This window comes from Clostridium aciditolerans (assembly GCF_016316925.1).
In the GTDB taxonomy this organism is placed as follows: domain Bacteria; phylum Bacillota; class Clostridia; order Clostridiales; family Clostridiaceae; genus Clostridium_AM; species Clostridium_AM aciditolerans.
In genome coordinates this window covers 1-18,834 of the sequence record NZ_JAEEGB010000001.1, presented here as the reverse complement: position 1 = coordinate 18,834, position 18,834 = coordinate 1, and the positions used below count along the sequence as shown (strand labels likewise).

The 18,834-nt window shown below is 30.7% G+C and carries 15 protein-coding genes; 9 read left to right on the top strand and 6 right to left on the bottom strand.

What is annotated here, in order from left to right; translation table 11 throughout:
• Window positions 1-279: 279 nt before the first annotated feature.
• Window positions 280-1,572 (bottom strand): SH3 domain-containing protein, encoded by a 1,293-nt coding sequence (locus I6U51_RS00075; RefSeq protein ID WP_211140569.1) that lies wholly within the window; start codon window positions 1,570-1,572, stop codon window positions 280-282.
• Between the two features lie 267 nt (window positions 1,573-1,839).
• Here I6U51_RS00075 and I6U51_RS00070 point away from each other — a divergent pair, with 267 nt between their 5' ends.
• The 4 genes from I6U51_RS00070 (at window position 1,840) to I6U51_RS00055 (ending at window position 5,950) form a co-directional block, all read left to right on the top strand.
• Window positions 1,840-4,269 carry an ATP-dependent DNA helicase gene (locus I6U51_RS00070; RefSeq protein WP_246517007.1) on the top strand — a complete coding sequence of 810 codons (2,430 nt, stop codon included), beginning with the start codon at window positions 1,840-1,842 and terminating at the stop codon, window positions 4,267-4,269.
• An 80-nt stretch (window positions 4,270-4,349) separates the two neighbouring features.
• Window positions 4,350-4,943, top strand: a complete 594-nt coding sequence (locus tag I6U51_RS00065) for an HDIG domain-containing metalloprotein (RefSeq protein WP_211140682.1) — start codon at window positions 4,350-4,352, stop codon at window positions 4,941-4,943.
• Window positions 4,944-5,102: 159 nt separating this feature from the next.
• Window positions 5,103-5,534 carry a hypothetical protein gene (locus I6U51_RS00060; protein ID WP_211140568.1) on the top strand — a complete coding sequence of 144 codons (432 nt, stop codon included), beginning with the start codon at window positions 5,103-5,105 and terminating at the stop codon, window positions 5,532-5,534.
• Window positions 5,535-5,689: 155 nt separating this feature from the next.
• The gene (locus I6U51_RS00055; RefSeq protein ID WP_211140567.1) at window positions 5,690-5,950 is read left to right on the top strand and encodes a L,D-transpeptidase family protein; all 261 of its coding nucleotides are present in this window, start codon (window positions 5,690-5,692) and stop codon (window positions 5,948-5,950) included.
• Between the two features lie 21 nt (window positions 5,951-5,971).
• On the opposite strand, the gene I6U51_RS00050 is transcribed toward I6U51_RS00055, so the two are convergent.
• Both I6U51_RS00050 and I6U51_RS00045 read right to left on the bottom strand, forming a co-directional pair.
• The gene (locus tag I6U51_RS00050; RefSeq protein ID WP_211140566.1) at window positions 5,972-7,117 is read right to left on the bottom strand and encodes an aminotransferase class V-fold PLP-dependent enzyme; all 1,146 of its coding nucleotides are present in this window, start codon (window positions 7,115-7,117) and stop codon (window positions 5,972-5,974) included.
• Window positions 7,118-7,481: 364 nt separating this feature from the next.
• Window positions 7,482-8,633: an MFS transporter gene (locus I6U51_RS00045; RefSeq protein ID WP_211140565.1), complete on the bottom strand. Its 1,152-nt coding sequence runs from the start codon at window positions 8,631-8,633 to the stop codon at window positions 7,482-7,484.
• Window positions 8,634-8,884: 251 nt separating this feature from the next.
• Here I6U51_RS00045 and I6U51_RS00040 point away from each other — a divergent pair, with 251 nt between their 5' ends.
• Complete coding sequence (locus tag I6U51_RS00040) at window positions 8,885-9,250, top strand: ArsR/SmtB family transcription factor (protein WP_178907369.1); 366 nt, start codon at window positions 8,885-8,887, stop codon at window positions 9,248-9,250.
• A 33-nt stretch (window positions 9,251-9,283) separates the two neighbouring features.
• Window positions 9,284-11,644, top strand: a complete 2,361-nt coding sequence (locus tag I6U51_RS00035; protein ID WP_211140564.1) for a heavy metal translocating P-type ATPase — start codon at window positions 9,284-9,286, stop codon at window positions 11,642-11,644.
• Window positions 11,645-11,702: 58 nt separating this feature from the next.
• Here the strand turns inward: I6U51_RS00035 and I6U51_RS00030 are convergent, their stop codons facing one another.
• A complete protein-coding gene (locus I6U51_RS00030; protein WP_211140563.1) occupies window positions 11,703-13,730 on the bottom strand; it encodes a sigma-54 interaction domain-containing protein in 2,028 nt (675 codons plus the stop codon).
• Window positions 13,731-14,049: 319 nt separating this feature from the next.
• Here I6U51_RS00030 and I6U51_RS00025 point away from each other — a divergent pair, with 319 nt between their 5' ends.
• Both I6U51_RS00025 and I6U51_RS00020 read left to right on the top strand, forming a co-directional pair.
• Window positions 14,050-15,222 carry a MalY/PatB family protein gene (locus tag I6U51_RS00025; protein WP_211140562.1) on the top strand — a complete coding sequence of 391 codons (1,173 nt, stop codon included), beginning with the start codon at window positions 14,050-14,052 and terminating at the stop codon, window positions 15,220-15,222.
• Between the two features lie 27 nt (window positions 15,223-15,249).
• A complete protein-coding gene (locus I6U51_RS00020) occupies window positions 15,250-16,596 on the top strand; it encodes an APC family permease (RefSeq protein WP_211140561.1) in 1,347 nt (448 codons plus the stop codon).
• 93 nt (window positions 16,597-16,689) lie between these two features.
• On the opposite strand, the gene I6U51_RS00015 is transcribed toward I6U51_RS00020, so the two are convergent.
• Together I6U51_RS00015 and I6U51_RS00010 are read right to left on the bottom strand one after the other, a co-directional pair.
• Window positions 16,690-17,280 carry a TlpA family protein disulfide reductase gene (locus I6U51_RS00015; RefSeq protein WP_211140560.1) on the bottom strand — a complete coding sequence of 197 codons (591 nt, stop codon included), beginning with the start codon at window positions 17,278-17,280 and terminating at the stop codon, window positions 16,690-16,692.
• An 18-nt stretch (window positions 17,281-17,298) separates the two neighbouring features.
• Window positions 17,299-18,000 carry a cytochrome c biogenesis CcdA family protein gene (locus I6U51_RS00010; RefSeq protein ID WP_211140559.1) on the bottom strand — a complete coding sequence of 234 codons (702 nt, stop codon included), beginning with the start codon at window positions 17,998-18,000 and terminating at the stop codon, window positions 17,299-17,301.
• 441 nt (window positions 18,001-18,441) lie between these two features.
• On the opposite strand from I6U51_RS00010, the gene I6U51_RS00005 reads away from it, so the two are divergent.
• Window positions 18,442-18,834, top strand: a 393-nt coding sequence (locus I6U51_RS00005) for a pyruvate formate lyase family protein (protein ID WP_281395878.1), incomplete at its 3' end; no start/stop codon positions are given.

The window sequence follows — 18,834 nt, the reverse complement described above, 5'->3', positions numbered from 1 at the left end:
AATAATATTTGTCTTTTTTTATATGAACTTAGTTCATATAGTTTTAAAAAAATATCTCATATTTTAATGTGAGAGATAGATATTTAAACTAATAGATTTTCTCTTACATTTTCGATGAGTTTTGACATATTATTATCTTTTTTATGAACTATGTTCATATTATAGCATCAATACATTGAAATATCAATACATAAATAAATTTTAGTTTTACATCATGTAGTGGCAATTAAAGGGAACCTAGATATCTAGGTTCCCTTTACTAAAGTACTTTTTGTTAGTTTATAGTTTAATATAGTCAGAGTGTAAATATCCAACTTCAGAACCAGCTTTCACTTTATACCAGCGCCCACTAGTGCCTAGAATTTCTACTTTACTTCCGTAAGGCAAAGCAGATAATACTCGTCCCGTCCATGGAGTATTTCTTAAATTTAATGTTGATGATGCATCACTAAGATTTACGGTACCAATTTTGCTAACTGAAGAATTTGCAGCGGATGATGACTCAGTAGCAGTCCCTTGAGTTTGAGACACTGATACATAATTAGCAGATATATAACCAACAGTTCCATTGATATTTACTTTATACCAGCTACCACTAGTTTCTAGAATTCCTACTTTTGTACCATGTGGTAAAGATCCTATAACTTGTCCACCAGGAGTGCTTCTAAATTTTAGCGCAGAGGACTTATCGTTTAAGTTTACAGTGCCAGATTTTAAAGTAGGTGCCTTATCAGTTGATGTTGATGAATTACTAGTATTTGGAGGTGTACTAGATGAAGCATCTGATGTAGAGGTACTTATGTATTTAGAACTTACATATCCATAGGATGAATTAAATTTAATTTTATACCAATCTCCATAAGTAGCAACTATGCTTACTGTATCTCCTTTTCTCAATGTACCAAGGACACCTGATGAAGTATTATTGCTATTTCTAACATTTAATGATGAACTTGCGTTAGATAAATTTACAACACCTTTTTTGGTACTAGTTTCACTAGGCGTAGATGGTGGTGTAGTATTACTTGGAGTTTTATCAGCATCAGATGAAGAATACTTTTCGTTGATATATATATATCCTTTTAGATGTAAGTTGCCTCTATCTTTTATTTCTTCCTTTGATAAAGCTTTTACAGTTCCATCGTAAGCACCTCTTACACTAAAGTTTCCTTCATTAAAATATATAGTATTTCCTTCGACACTTTCAACAAAAGCTACGTGGCCATAACCGTAGTTCCCGCCAGACCATACTACTATGGAATTAGGTTTTGGCTCAGTACCGTATTTATATACATGATCTTTTTCATTAGCATACCACCAGTCTACTGCATTACCATAAAATTCAGAAGGCAGTGATATTCCAAGTTTTTCAAGAGCCCTTCCGTATGTAAACCAAGTACATTGACCTTTATAACCATACTTAGTAAAAATATTTGTATTACTAGTGTAGGCGCTACTTTGTGGATTAGGTGAAAATCCAGCAGCATGTACATTATTATGTAATAGACATTTACTGTTCATGATGGCTGCGGAAACAAAGAAAGCAAAAACTAGCTTTTTAGATCTATTCATGCTGTACCCCCTGTTATTTAATTCTTATATATAAATTATATTAAAAATTTCATTAAAATTTAAATTCAAAGCTATTATCGTTTACAAATTTAAATAATTAATAGTTTATAGTAATATTTTATATGCATTTATCATACATTAACATTTTATCATAAATTTTAGTGAATTTGGTACAAAGATGTACATAAATATTGTAAAATTTGAATTGTAAATAAAACATAAATTATATAAAATATTATAATAAGGTTTTGGATTTTTTAATGTGAAATGATCAAGAATGAGAAAAGAGTTGATTTTATGCAAATCAATGAGATAAAAATTTCCGTAAGAAATTTAGTAGAATTTGTTTTAAGAAGTGGAGATTTGGATAGTAGGTTTACAGGAAGCAGTAGAGCATTGGAAGGAACAAAAGCTCACCAAAAAATTCAAAAAGAATACAAAGATAAGTTTTCTAAGGAAAAACAAATTCCTATAGATGAACTTGTAAATAATAAAACTATAAAAAAGGAATATTATGCTGAGGTAGTATTAAAGCATAATATTGAATATAAGGATTTTTTATTTATAGTTGAAGGTCGTGCAGATGGAATAATAATAGAAGGAGATAATTTTATTATAGATGAAATCAAAACTGTAACAAGACCTTTGGAAACTGTAGATGAAGATTACAATCCTCTTCATTGGGCTCAAGCCAAATGTTATGCTTACATATATGCCCTGCAAAATGATTTGAGAAATATAGATGTGCAGCTCACTTACTATAACATAAATGATAATGAAACTAAAAAGTTAATACAAAATTTTAATATTAATGATTTAGAAAGTTTTTTTAAGGACTTATTAGAAAAATATTATTTTTGGGCTAATTTAATAAAAGATTGGAATATAAAAAGAACTAATTCAATAAAAAATATAGATTTTCCATTTAATAGTTACAGAAAAGGCCAGAGAGAATTAGCTGTAGCAGTATATGGAACTATAAAAGAAGGAAAAAATATTTTTGTACAGGCACCAACAGGAATAGGTAAAACTATATCTACATTGTTTCCTTCGATAAAAGCTATGGGTGAAAATTTAACTTCGAAGGTTTTTTATTTAACTGCTAAAACAATAACAAGAAGCGTAGCAGAAGAAGCTATAAAGCTAATGCTAAATAAAGGATTAGAGTTAAAATCAGTTACATTAACTGCTAAAGACAAAATATGTTTTAAAGAAAAATCATCCTGTAATCCAGAAGAATGTGAATTCGCCAAAGGGCATTTTGATAGAATAAATAACGCATTAAAGGAAGTTTTATCAAAAGAGAATATCATGGATAGAGAAACAATAATAAGATACTCCCGTGAATTTAATGTTTGTCCTTTCGAATTTTCTCTAGATTTAGCCCTACTATCAGATTGTATCATATGTGATTACAACTATGCTTTTGATCCTAGAGTATATTTAAGGAGATTTTTTGATAATGATGAGAATTATGTTTTCTTAATAGATGAAGCTCATAATTTAGTAGATAGGGCTAGAGATATGTTTTCGGCAGAGCTTTACAAGAGTAAATTTTTAGAATTAAAAAAGATAATGAAAAATAAGGAGCCAAAAATATATAAAGCCTTAGATAAGATTAACTCCTATATGCTAAAATTAAAGAAATTATATAAAAATCCTCATATTCAAAGTAATAGCTTAGAAGATATTTATCCTTTACTGAGAAAGCTTGTTTCAGAATCAGAACAGTGGCTTACTCAAAATAATAAAATAGAAGGACATGAGCAGTTATTAGAATTATATTTTAATATATTGACCTTTATAAGAATATCAGAGTTTTATAACGATGCATATGTTACTTATATAGAAGAACAAGATAAGGATATTAAAATAAAAATATTTTGTTTAGATCCATCGTCATTACTATATGATAGAGTAAAGCAAGCAAAAGCCTCAATATTTTTTTCAGCAACACTGACTCCTATAAATTATTTTAGGGATATATTAGGTGGATGTGATAACGATTATATTTTGAGGTTAGAATCTCCATTTTCAACAGAGAATAGAGCAATATTAATTGGAGATAGAGTACCGACAAGGTATAAATATAGAGAAAAAAGTTATTCAACAATCGTTCAATATATTAAAACAACTGTAGGTAGTAAAAAAGGAAATTATATAGTGTTTTTTCCTTCTTACAAATATATGAAAGATGTTTACAGTGAATTAAAAGAGAAGTATCCGAATATTAAGACCTTAATTCAAGATAGTTCTATGAAAGAAGAAGAAAGAGAGTTATTTTTAAGTGAATTTAAGGAAAATAATGAAGAAACTATGGTAGCTTTTGCGGTGCTTGGAGGAATATTTTCAGAAGGTATAGATTTAAAATATGATAGATTAATTGGAACTATTATTGTAAGTGTTGGAATTCCTCAAGTATGCTTGGAAAGAGACATAATTATGAATTATTTTAATAAAAAAGATGATAAAGGCTTTAAATATGCTTACATGTATCCTGGAATGAATAAGGTTTTACAAGCGGCAGGTAGAGTTATTAGAACAGAACTTGACAAAGGCGTTATAATTCTTATTGATGATAGGTTTTCGAATTTAGAATATAAAAAACTTTTCCCTAAAGAATGGTATCCTAATTTAGGTGTTAGAAGTGTTAAAGATATAGAAAATAATCTTAAAGGTTTTTGGGGAAAATACTAAGTACCAAAACATTTAATAAAGGAGGAGAAATCATCGTGGATAATTTAAATGAAATATTTGATGAAATTGATAAACATCTAATGAATGATGACAAACCCTCAATATATCTTAATGATTTGGTTAAAAGTAGAGTGTTCTCAGATTTGTATCCATTTACATTATTAGGAAAATTAATTGAAACACCTCAATCTCCAATATATCATCCAGAAGGAAGTGTATGGGAGCACACTATGATGGTCGTCAATGAAGCTGCTAAAAGAAAGAAACAAAGTGAGGATTCAAGAGCCTTTATGTGGGCTGCGCTTCTTCATGATATAGGAAAACCTCCTACTACTAAATTGAGAAAAGGCAGAATTACTTCTTATGACCATGATAAGGTAGGTAGAAAAATAGCTGTAGAGTTTCTAAAAAATTTTAAATGTAGTGATGATTTTATAAGAAAGGTATCTTCACTGGTAAGATGGCACATGCATACGCTTTTTATAGTTAAAAAACTACCTTTTGCAGATATAAAGAGTATGCTTTCAGAGGTAAATGCTGATGAAATAGCACTATTCTCTACCTGTGATAGGTTAGGAAGAGGAAATATGACAAAAGAAAAAGTACAAGAAGTTGAGAAAAATATGAAATACTTCATTAACGAATGCGAAAAGTATATGGGTGTAGGTGTATAACAACAAAGAGAGATGTTGCGTTAGCAACATCTCTCTTTATTTATAAAATTAATAAAAATTAGTGATATTTTTCCATTGATGTTCATATTGTAAAAGTAGGTTGTCACATAATTAACAGAAAAAATATTAATATACATTAAATTTAAAGGGGATGGCATAATGGAAAGATTAAAATCATTTATATTAGAGATATCCATGGTTATATTAGTTTTTTTCATAGTATCTATAGCTGGTTTGGTAGATATAAAAGCTAGAGAATCTCCTAAAGATCAGCAAAGGATTAAAGAAATAAATGTTGTGTTAGAAAGTGATAAAAAAAATATTGAGGAAATGAGCATTAAAATAGAAAAACAGCATCAGGAGCTAGAGAAAATAAAAAAGCAAATGGGAACCTTTAAGGAAAAAGGCAATAGTAAAGAATGGAATAATATGGTTATAGATTATAATAATAAATTAATTCAATATAATAAGGATTCATCTGAATATAAACAAAAGTTAGATGAATATAGTAAAAGATATAATAATTTTAAATCTCAAGGCAAAAATAATGAAAATGTAATGGAATGGATTAAATCTGTATTAGGAATTTAGTGAAATGGGCAGGTATTGATTTTAATTAACAATACTTGCCTTATTTTAATTTGATGTTTCACTTTATTTGAGTATTATACATATATATCCTAATTTTGAATAATAAAGATAAAATATTGGTTAAGAAAAAATAAAATTAACTAGCAAAACATGGATTGAGTTATCCTAATATCAATGATGCTCAAAGGGGATTAGAAAAAGGTCTTATTGATAAAGATGTATATAATAGAATTAAACAGGCTATAGATGAGAAAAAGCAGCCAACCTGGAACACTCCTCTAGGTGGAGCAGTGGGTATTCATGGAGGAGGTAACAAATATGATTGGACTTATGGATGTATTGCTCTCACAAATGAAGATATAAATATTTTGAAAGAATATGCACCTATTGGGACTTTAGTAGAAATTTATAAGTAAAAAATAAACGGAANNTTCCGTTTATTTTTTACTTATGCTTTTTAATGCTTTAACTAGAACATCTATATGCTTTTTAGTATTAAAATAACCTATTCCGATTCTAACTGCTCCTTTTTTTAGCGTTCCCATTAAGGTATGTGCTGTTGGTGCACAATGAAGTCCTACTCTAACCATGATATCATATTTAGCATCTAGTTCATGGGCAACATCTTCAGCAGGAATATCACCTAAATTAAAAGCTATAACTCCAACTATTTTTGTTGAATCTTTAGGTCCATATATTTCTATATCTTTAACTTCAGAAAGTCTTTTCAGAGCATAATTTATAAGAGATTCCTCTTTTTCTCTTATTTTATCTACTCCAATTGTATGAACATACTTAAGAGATTCACCAAGTCCTACAATTCCAGCAACATTTGGTGTACCAGCCTCATATCTGTTTGGTGAATAATCTGGCTGGAATTCAAGTGTTGAGTCTCCACCAGTTCCGCCAGCTTTTAAAGGCTCAATACACATATCGCAGTTTATTAAAAAGCCACCAGTGCCAGTTGGCCCGAGAAGACTTTTATGTCCGGTGAATGCTAAAATATCTATGTTATCTTTAACTACATCAATTGGATATGCTCCTGCGGTTTGAGCCGAATCTACAAGTAATTTTATATTATGTCTTTTAGCAATTTTACCAATTTCACCTATTGGTTGAATTGTTCCTAATACGTTTGAAGCATGTGTAAAAACTATAAGTCTAGTATTTGGTCTAATAAGTTCTTCGATATCTTCTGCATTAGTAATACCTTCGTTGGTACATGGAGCTGTTGAAATTTCTAGACACTTATCTCTTTCCAGTGTTTTTAATGGTCTCCATACAGCATTATGTTCTATGCCGCTTGTTATAACATGGTCGCCTTTTTCTAAAAATCCATTAATTACAGTATTTAATGATTCGGTAATATTTGAGGTAAATATGACCTTAGCAGGGTCACTTCCGTTAAATAACTTACAAATCATTTCTCTACAAAAGTAAACTAGCCTATCAGCTTCAACAGCAGCTTTATATCCGCCTCTTCCAGCAGTAGCACCAATATTTTTCATGTAATCTGTCATTTTATTAATCATTACATCAGGTTTTGGATAAGATGTAGCAGCATTATCAAGATATATTCCCAATACAAACACTCCTTCATACAAAGTACCATAGATTATAATATGGTACTGTTTTTGAAAGTGTTACTGAATATAGATATCTAACCTGAATGTTTGACTTATTAGCGGCATTCATAGGGGTACCTCTTCTGTACTGTTAATAATTTTAGTTATCTCTAGGGCTTGCTGCTAAGAACTTCAACAAGCTTAAATAAACTCGCTATGCTCAGACAGTATTTAAGCTTGTTGAGGTTCTAAAGCAGCTTCGCCAAGAGCTAACATAAAATCATTAAATGTACTGTCAGATGTACCCCTATGAATACCTTAGTTAAGTCAATTATCAAAGTTGGATATTATATATAGAAACGTTAGCTGAGATATACAAAAACTAATTTTTATCTATCTTTTTTAATACTAGAGATACAGCAAGAGAAATAACACTGCTGAAGGATAGAATTTTATAAAGAAAAAATACATTTGAATACTGAAGAAGAAAGCCGCCACCTATATTTCCGACAAAGCTGCCTAGTCCGGCTCCGATAGCGGAATATAAGGTTATTCCAGACGTACGCATTCTTTCAGGTACAATTCTGTTTATATAGTTTAATGCTGCAACTAAATATAAGGGGAAAGTTATTCCTTGCATTAGCTGTATCAATATTACGGCATTATAATTTTGGCATATAGAGTCTAAAAAATATCTAAGAATGTATAGAATAAAGCAAATTATATAGAGATTCATATCTCCAACTTTCATTAATAGTTTGTTGCCAAAGAAAAAAGCAGGAAGCTCACTTATTGCCACAACAAACCATAGAAGCCCAAGGTTAGATACATCTCCACCAGTTTTTTGTATGAGTATTGTAATATAATTGCCGTTTGCTCCCATGGATATATTTATGAAAAAAACCGTTACTATGAATACGAAAAATTTTTTGTTTTTAATCAACACTAATAAATCATTTGGGTTTATCCTATAAGTGGCCGATCTTCCTTTAAAAGATACAGTTTTTAATAGGAAGAATCCAATTATAGACAAAATAAAATAGATATAAAATGAACTATTTATATTGGTTTTTTTTATAATAATTCCCATAGCAAGAGCTATAATAGCATAGCCTACAGAGCCCATTAGCCTTACCTTGCCATACTGTATAGCTTTATTTTTTTCCATTAAATCATAACAATAGGAATCTGCCAAAGATGCTATAGGACTTAAAAAAATCATAAATATTGTAAGTACCGTTAGTATTGATATCCAGCTTTTAACTAGTGCAAATAACAACACAACAATACAGCTTATTATTATTGATATAAGTAGAGAGGATCTCTTGTCCAAATATTTATCTGTTATGTATCCCCAAACTGGTTGAACGATAACTCCTACTAAAGAGTTAACAGCGAGAGCTATACCGATTTGTGAATAACTCAAGCCTTTGGTTGTAAAATAAAGAGTAATAAAAGGATAATAACATGCCATAAATCCATAAATTATAAAATAAAAGGAGTTAAGCTTAAAAAGTAAGTTTTTATCTTTCATATACACCTCATTTAAGGCATCCGAAAGAAAATAATAAGTCAAAGATGCCTAAATTAAAAACTAGAATACTATAATATTATAAAGGAAATTTAATATTATTACTAATATCGCTAATAAAAATAATGTGTACAAGCTATTGACGAAAAATAATTATATTTATATAATGAATATATGAACAATTATTCATATGAAACATATAATGAATTATAAAGTTAAAATGAATATAGACTAAAAGGAGGAAAATGAGTTTTATGGAGCAAAAGAATATTATTGAAAGTTGTAATTGTACAATAATACATGAGGATTTGGTGACTAAAGTAAGAGAATGTATTCCAAAGGAAGAAACACTATACGATTTAGCAGAACTGTTTAAGGTATTTGGAGATACCACAAGAATTAAAATGTTATGTGCTCTATTTCAGTCAGAAATGTGTGTATGTGATATGGCTGCATTACTTGGAATGACTCAATCAGCAATATCACACCAGTTGAGAGTATTAAAGCAGACTAGACTAGTTAAATTTAGAAAAGAGGGTAAGGTTGTATATTATTCTCTAGATGATGAACATGTAAAACAAATATTTGATCAGGGGCTAATACATATAAATGAAAAATAGCTCAAAGTGTTCTTATTATGAGGGGGGATAAAAATGATCACTAAAGCAAAGAACCTAAAACAATCTAAAGGTAATGCTAGAATATCGAAAACAGCAATGGCAAGTATTAATAATACAAGAAAGATAAATAACTCTAATAAAAAATATGCCTTGAAGAAACAATGCACATCAGAAGCAAAAAAAACAGCGGGCCTTATAGCTGCTGGAAAAGATACTACAAATGCTATAAAATCCAATGATAATATAAGTGAGAGAAATTCATCTGATTTTTATAAAAAGAAACTAATACTTGAAGGATTATGCTGTGCTAATTGTGCAGCTAAAATAGAAAGAGAATCTAGAAGCATATCTGGTGTAAAAGAAGCTTCTATAAACTTTATTTCAAAAGAGCTAACTATAGAGATTATGAGAAAAGAGAATGAAAAAAGAATAGTTGAAGATATAGAAAGAATTGTTAATAGAGTTGAACCGGATGTAAAAGTAATAAGCGACATCAAAAATAAAAAGCACTCACATGGACATAGCCACGAGGGAGAAGAGGAAGAACTAGACAAAAATGAGCTGTTTAGGTTAGGGATAGGAGCAGCAATTTTTGGCATAGCCTGTGCATTTAGCTTCTCAGCAACAGTTGAATTTATATTATATTTTGTTAGCTATATACTGATAGGTGGAGAAGTTGTTTTAAGAGCACTAAAAAATATTTCTAAGGGACAAGTGTTTGATGAAAACTTTTTAATGGGAATTGCAACTGTAGGGGCTTTTGCTATTAGGCAGTATCCGGAAGCGGTAGCGGTTATGCTATTTTATCAGGTTGGAGAGTTTTTCCAGGATATTGCGGTTAACCGTTCAAGAAAATCAATTTCTGAACTAATGAATATTAGACCTGATTTCGCAAATGTGAAAAATGGGATACTTATAAAAAAGGTATCACCAGAAGATGTAAATATAGGAGACATAATAGTTGTTAAACCGGGAGAAAAGGTTCCACTAGATGGAAAGATAATTGACGGAAAATCTATGGTAGATACTTCGGCTTTAACTGGAGAATCCGTACCAAGAGAAGTGCGAAATGGAGATAACGTTCTAGCTGGCTTTATAAATAAAAATGGTCTTTTAAATGTTAAGGTGACAAAAGAATTTAGTGAATCTACAGTAGCTAAAATACTAGATTTAGTTCAGAATGCAAGCAGTAAAAAAGCACCTACGGAAAACTTTATAACAAAGTTTGCAAGATATTATACTCCTTTCGTAGTTATATCCGCTGCTGCTTTAGCTTTTATTCCGCCACTAGTTATAAGTGGAGCAAGTTTTTCAGAGTGGATATACAGAGCCTTAGTATTTCTAGTTGTATCATGTCCTTGTGCTTTGGTAATATCCATACCTTTAAGTTTCTTCGGGGGAATAGGAGGAGCATCTAGAAATGGTATATTAGTTAAGGGCGGGAACTATTTAGAAGCTTTAAATGATGTTGACATAGTAGTATTTGATAAAACAGGTACACTAACAAAAGGCGTATTTAAGGTTACTGAAATAAAACCTAAAAACAACTTAACAAAAGATCAGCTATTACAATATGCTGCTTTTGCAGAAAGTTACTCAAATCATCCAATTGCAGCTTCGATTTTGAAAGCTTATGGTAAAGAAATAAATAAGAGTGAAATAAAAAGCTATGAAGAAATACCAGGACAGGGAATTAAAGTAAGATTAAAAGATAAAGAAATACTTGCAGGAAACATTAAGATGGTGGAGAAGCAGAATATTTCTTATGATAAGATACAATCACTTGGTACCATTGTTTATGTAGTTATCGACAGACAATATGCTGGATACATTATAATATCTGATGAAGTAAAAGAAGATTCAGCTAAAGCTATAAAAGCATTAAAATTAGTAGGAATCAAAAAGACAGTAATGCTCACAGGAGATAACAAAGTTGTAGCTGCAAAAGTAGGGGAAGATTTAGGGCTAGATGAAATATACTCAGAACTTCTTCCAGATCAAAAGGTTGAAAGAGTCGAGATTTTAGATAAACAAAAATCAGCTAAGGGAAAATTAATCTTTGTTGGAGATGGAATAAACGATGCACCTGTGCTTGCAAGAGCAGATATAGGGATAGCTATGGGGGGAGTAGGCTCAGATGCAGCTATTGAGGCAGCCGATGTAGTTATCATGACAGATGAGCCATCTAAAATAGTTTCTGCAATAAAGATAGCTAAAAGAACAAAAAGCATAGTAATGCAGAATATAGTTTTTGCCTTAGGAGTTAAAATAGTAATTTTAATTTTAGGCGCATTTGGAATAGCTACCATGTGGGAAGCAGTATTTGGAGATGTAGGGGTTGCATTGATAGCGGTATTAAATGCTATGAGAGCGATGAAAATGGAAAAAATGTAAAATATTACTAAGTTTCGTAGAAATTTTGTAAGGAAATAGATGAGGATATGTTTCTCATCTATTTCTTTATTTCTAATACTTCTTTTAATCCTTCCGAAGTTAGGGTCGTTCCAGCTCGGCCCTTTTGAATTTTAACGAGCCCCTTATTAGATAAATCATCAAGTGTTTTTCTTACATCGCTTTCTGTTATAAAGACACCTGCCTCACGAGCTTTATCTAATATGTTGCGGCGCCCAATACCTTTTAACTCCTTTCTAGAATCATATAAACATTTAAGAATAAAAGTTCTGCAATGCATTAAATTAACATCTTCTAAATTATTTGCTAGGTTATGATCAGTAATATCATTACTTATTAGGAACTTATTTAAGTCATTTACTTCAATTGTTTCTTTTTCAAGATATGCTAGATATTCAATGCAATTTCTTAACTCTCTTAGATTACCTTCCCAATTATATCTTAATAAAAAGTTTTTTGATTTGTCGGATAGCGTATAAGTCGCACCTATTTGATTTCTCATATGTTCAAACAATACTAATACATCATTTTCTCTTTCTCGTAAAGGTGGAATTGTTAGAGGTAATACATTTAAGCGATAGTATAAATCACTTCTGAACTTACCTTTTTTAACTAATTCCTTCAAGTTTTTATTTGTAGCAGCTATAATTCTTATGTTTACATGGATAATATTTTCTCCTCCAATACGCATAACCTCTCTTTCTTGAATTACTCTTAGTAAACGACTTTGCAATTGTAAAGGCATCTCACCAATTTCATCAAGAAATAATGTTCCATTATGAGCTATTTCAAACATTCCCATCTTTCCACCTTTTTTTGCTCCGGTAAAAGCACCTTCTTCATAACCAAAAAGTTCACTTTCAAGAAGATTATCAGGAATGGCAGCACAATTAATCGCTACAAATTGATAATTCTTTCTACTTGAAGCATTATGAATAGCCTGAGCAAAAAGTTCTTTTCCAACTCCGGATTCTCCAGCGATTAATATGGATGAATTTGATCTAGCCATTCTTTTAGCCATATTCTTAGTGTCTTCAATAATATCACTAACTCCAATAATACTTTCAAAGGTATATCTTGCTTTATGGCCTTTGCTGAGCAATTTGGTTCTTAATTTATGCTGACTTCTTTCCTTTTCCTCAAATATATTTGCAATCATTAAAAATCCAGTTATATCCCCTGCTGTTTTAACAGGCACAACTTGAAAGGAAATATAATTGCCGTTAATATTTATCAATTCCTGATCAATTAATACCTTTTTTTCAATTGCTTTTTTTATTGAAGAATGGCGGATAACGCTTAGAACGTTTGTTCCGATATTCTTTGAATTTAGTTTAAATATTTCAGAAGCTTTTTTATTTAAGGCAAAAATAATTCCGTTTACATCAGTAGCAATAATACCTTCATCGATTACATTAAGTAATTCAAAAAACCTACTTTCTAGAATAGTTGCTCTATCTAATAATGTAGAAATGCTGCTTGATGCCTTCTTTAATTTCTTAAAATGGTTTAAAAATCTATCACTTCTTAATAAATCTTCCCGATCTATTTTGATAGCTACATCACTTAGAGTTGAAATATCTAAGGTTCTGTGTCCTATATCAATAATTTGTTTAACAAAAGATGGAACTTTATCTGCCTCACCAGGTGTTAAAGCAATATCAAGCTTTGGAATATTTTTTTTACCAGGATAAACAGGAATAAAATCATATTGAGTTAAACCAATTTGCCTAAATAAGGACAATGTTTCCATAGTCATTTCAGGGCTATAATTTACTAGCATTATCTGTGAAGTAGGTGGAATTTTAATAATCTTTTCATATTGTTCTTGTGTAATTGTGGTTGCTAAAATAATTACTTTTGCATTTGCAGGTATATATTTTTTTATTTCTACGTATATAGAATAAAGAGATATTAGTAGTACATCTGCCTCTATTATATTGGTAATAGGATCGTTATCAAAGGAGTAGGTGTCTACATTTATTACATCTAAAAATAAATCTTTCAATACTTTTTTATGTAGTTCTGCCACAGTTGAAAAGTTTGTAATAACAGCTATTTTTTTCATGTTACCTCCATTAATTTTAGTGCAATTTATTTTAAGGAATAGCAGACTAATTATATTAAATTTTAATATTAATTTGACTATATTACAAATGTGGTTTAATAAAAATTAATATTAAAACGGGGTAAATGGGATAAATAGATTTCAAATAACCCGTTTATCCTATTTATTTTGTAAATTGCTAATGAATTAGTCGATAAATCAAATGAAATTTGTTATATTGCATGTTGGCATCATAATTGCTTGTATAAATAATGTATTTGCAAGTACATTAAAACTAATTATTGAGAAAATAAAAATTACCATACAAGGAGGACTAAAAATGAAATATAATTTTGATGAAATTATAGACAGAAAAAGTAACTTTGCAGCAAAATATGATGAGTTAACACTTAAATATGGAAAAGGTGACTTAATACCAATGTGGGTTGCGGACATGGACTTTAAAGCACCACAACCTGTAATTGACACAATGAGAGAAAGATTAGAACAGGGTATATTCGGATATACATCAAGACCAGATTCTTATTATGAGTCAATTAGTCAATGGTTAGAAAAAAGACATGGTTGGAAGGTTGACCCTAAACATATCATTCATAGCCCATTGGTTATTCCTTCAATAAATGTAATAATCAAAGAATTTACACAGCCAGGAGATAAGATAATAATTCAAACACCTGTGTATTCTCCATTCTTTGATGTTGTAAAAAACAATGACAGAGAGTTAGTAATTAATCCTTTAAAACTAGTTGATGGAAAATATGTAATGGATTACAAAAATTTAGAAGAAGCGGCTAAATCAGGAGCAAAAATGCTTTTATTATGTAACCCTCATAATCCTGTAGGTCGTGTATGGACTAGAGAAGAATTAGTAAAGCTTGGAGATATCTGCTTAAAATATGGCGTTAAAGTTGTTTCTGATGAAATACATTCTGACCTTATATACAAGGGTAATAAGCATGTACCATTTGGTATGATTTCAGAAGACTTTTTCAAAAATTCTATAACTTGTAGTGCACCAAGTAAGACATTTAATATTGCAGGTTTACAGGCTTCATATGTAATCTTCCCAACTGAGGAAGAAAAACAAATATTTGATCATGCATGGACTTTAATTGATATTAAAAGAAATAACTGTTTCAGTCTTGTTGCAACTGAAGCAGCATATAGACATGGAGAAGAATGGCTTGAACAGCTATTAGAATACTTAGAAGGAAATGTTGATTTAGTAAAGGATTACTGTGATAAATATATACCTAAGATAAAGCCAAATAGACCAGAAGGAACTTATTTAATATGGATAGACTGTAGAGAGCTTGGAATGGATAAAGATCAGTTAACTAAATTTATGATAGATGAAGTGAAGGTAGCATTTAATGCTGGACACGCATTTGGTGTTGAAGGCGAAGGCTACATTAGAATGAATATTGCATGCCCAAGGCCAATAGTTCAAGAGGTTTTAGATAGATTAAAAACAGCTATAGATAAACTATAAAAATATACTCATTAGGGGGAAGATTACATGAGCCAAGACCAGAAACAACAACTGAAAAAGACGATGAATGTATTCCAAGGTATTATGTATGTAATAGGACTAGTAATTGGTTCCGGAGTATTTCTAAAGCCAGCGGTAGTATTAAGAAATACTGGTTCCACAGGTGCGGCACTTTTAATGTGGGTTTTTGGGGGTGTAATTACTATAGCTGCTGCCCTTACAGTTGCAGAACTTGCCGCTTATATACCTAAGATTGGTGGGTTATACACTTATTTAGTAGAATTATATGGCGAGGCCATTGGTTTCTTATTTGGATGGGTATCAGCATTAGTAAATGCCCCAGGGACATGTGGGGCAGTTGCAATAGCTTGTGCTACATTTGCAACCTTCTTTTTACCAATGACTGCTACTCAGCAGAAGATTTTTGCTATATCTCTTGTTATAATATTGGTTATAGCTCAGATAATTTCAACAAAATATGGAGTGTGGCTGCAGACAGCAGCAACAATAGGAAAACTTTTACCGATTGGAGCTATTATAGTTTTTGGTTTAATTAGTGGAAGTGCACATGATATTAATTTTGCAACAATAGGAAATGTAAAAAGTGCGGGGACTGGAGTTGCATTACTGGGTGTATTATGGGCATATGATGGTTGGGTTACTACTTGTACACTAGCTGCTGATATGAAAGAACCAGAAAAAAATATACCAAAAGCTGTAGTTATAGGTATACTAACTGTTATGGGAGTATACGTTGCATTTAATGCAGCTATATTCAATGTATTACCAGGGGCTGTTGCAGCAAATTCACAAAAAATAGGAGTAGATGTGTGTACAAAACTCTTTGGATCAGCAGGCGCTGCATTTATAACAGCTGGAATGATGATTTCTGTATTTGGAACTTTAAATGGAATGTTAACCTGTGGTGCTAGATACACTCTTGCAATGGGTGAGCGTGGACACTTGCCAGCAGCTAATGTTTTAGGTACATTGCACCCTAAACTAGGCACTCCAATTAATGCGTTAATATTCCAAGCAGTAGTTTCCATAGTATATATACTAACAGGTACATTTAACTCAATAACTGACTTAATTGTATTCGTTTTATGGATTTTCTTTAACTTAGGTATTGGTGGTGTATTTATACTTAGAAAGAGAGTAACTCGTAACCCAAAACTTTATCATGTTCCACTATTCCCTATACTTCCTATAGTAGGATTTGGGGGAGGTTGTTACTTGTTATTTGCTACATTTAAAGATTCACCTTCTAGTGCTTTGTTAGGACTTGCAATAACTTTAGTAGGTCTACCTGTATATTTTTATTGTAAGCATAAAGCAATAAAAGAAGAACCAGTAGATAAGAATATGAATTAGGCAAGCAAAATAAAATTGCTTATTGATGATTCTAGATATAAAGCAATAAATACTTAATAGGTATATAAATAAACCCGGTAATTTTTACCGGGTTTATTTGTTGAGAGCTTTTATATAGGCCTTCATTTCATCGAGAGTCATAGCACCTGTTTTCTTATAAATTATGTTTCCGTTCTTATCAATAAAAAACGAAGCTGGTATTCCTGTTATGCTGTATTTGGATGCTGTGCTCTGATCAGAATCTAGCAATATTTGGAACTTATAACCATTTGAATCTATAAATGATTTAACTGTATCTTTATCTTCTCCTATATTTATAGCGATAATTATAAAATCACTATTTTTATTTTCCTCATATAGCTTCTGGATATCAGGCATTTCACCTCTGCAAGGAGGGCACCATGTTGCCCAAAAATTCAAGAATACACCTTTTCCTTTTAAGTCGGATAAAGATACTTCTTTGCCATTTAAGTCTTTAAGCTTAAAATTTGGAGCTTTTACTTTTACAGAAGTAGGATTAATCACTACTGAGGGATCTGGCTGATTTGTAGTAGAATCGCTTGGATTCTGAGATTTTTGCTTAGTAGATAAATTACTGTTTATATCGCTATTAAAATTTTTTACTTCGTATACAGCTACACCTAAGATTAAAACAATCAATAGTGCCAATATACCCTTTTTCATTTCTTTCTCTCCATTCATTTAAAAATTAAAAAAATATAAGTAACGACTTAGTATATTAATGGTGTTAGTAAAAATCAGAATACCCATCAATATCATTAATATTCCACTAACAGCAGATAATATAGGTATGTACTTTAATAATTTCACCCTATACTTTAGAAAGTTTTCAATAAGTAGTGCAGTCAAAATAAAGGGAATTGCTAATCCTAAAGAGTAAACAATAAGAAGAAAAATCCCTTTGCTTATAGTTGCAGTACTAGCAGCATAAATTAATATTGATGATAGTATAGGACCTATACAGGGAGTCCAGCCAGCTGCAAAGGCCATCCCCATGAATATTGAGCTGAAATTGCCTGGAGCATTGATGGTAGATAAAAACTTTTTTTCATAGTAAAGTCTCTTTATTTTAATCAATCCTAAAGTATGCAATCCAAATAATATTATTAAGACTCCTCCAACCGTTCTTAAAAGCCATTGATAGTTAATTAAAATCTTTCCCAAGGTGGTAGCAGAAGCCCCCATAATAATAAATATGATAGAAAAACCTATTACAAAACCTAAGGATTTATATAATGCATTTAATTTTGATCCATTGTTTAGCTCAGATATAGAAGTACCTGTTAAATAACCTATATATGCTGGTACAAGAGGTAGAACACAGGGAGAAAGAAATGAAAGTAGCCCAGCAGAAAAAGCTAGTATAGCAGATATGTTTTCCAAGATTAAAGTCACTCCTAACTTGTTAAAATTAATGTGTATTTAATATTATAACATAAAAAATGTGGATAAATTGTGAAGATGAATAAGATATATCAAAGTAATAAGTAAATTGAACAATTATTCTTGAAAGTCTAATATTAATTAAATTTATGAACCTTTATATATTTAGGTATTAAGAACATATTAAATAGATATAGTTAAAAATTTTAGGAAATTTTGTAGAATGGCATAGAAATGAAAAGAATTAGTACAGTAAAAATACCTGTATTAATCTATTTTTAAAATTCGCCTAAAATCAAAGGAAAAAAGGTATTGATACAGTTGAAAATAAATTGTATAATAGAGTCATAAATAAAACAACAGATTTCAAATTTTCAAACTATTATAGTTTAATTCCGTTATATAGTTAAAATATAGATTTAAATCAAGGAGAGATGTAAAATGATGAAACAATGGCAAGGATTCCAATTAGGAAAATGGACAGAAACAATAGACGTAAGAGACTTCATACAAAAGAACTATACAATGTATGATGGAGATAAAAGCTTCTTAGCAGCTCCAACAGCTAAAACTAAAAACTTATGGGACAAGGCAGAAGCTCTTATTATAGAAGAAATTAAAAAAGGCGTTATGGACGTTGAAGCTAATGAGTTCTCTGGTATAAACAACTTCAAACCAGGATACTTAGATAAAGAAAATGAAGTAATCGTTGGATATCAAACAGATGCTCCATTAAAGAGAATAATGAACCCATTTGGTGGAATGAGAATGGTTGAGCAATCCCTTGAAGAGTACGGCTTCAAAATGGATGAAGAATTAAACAAGAACTTTAAG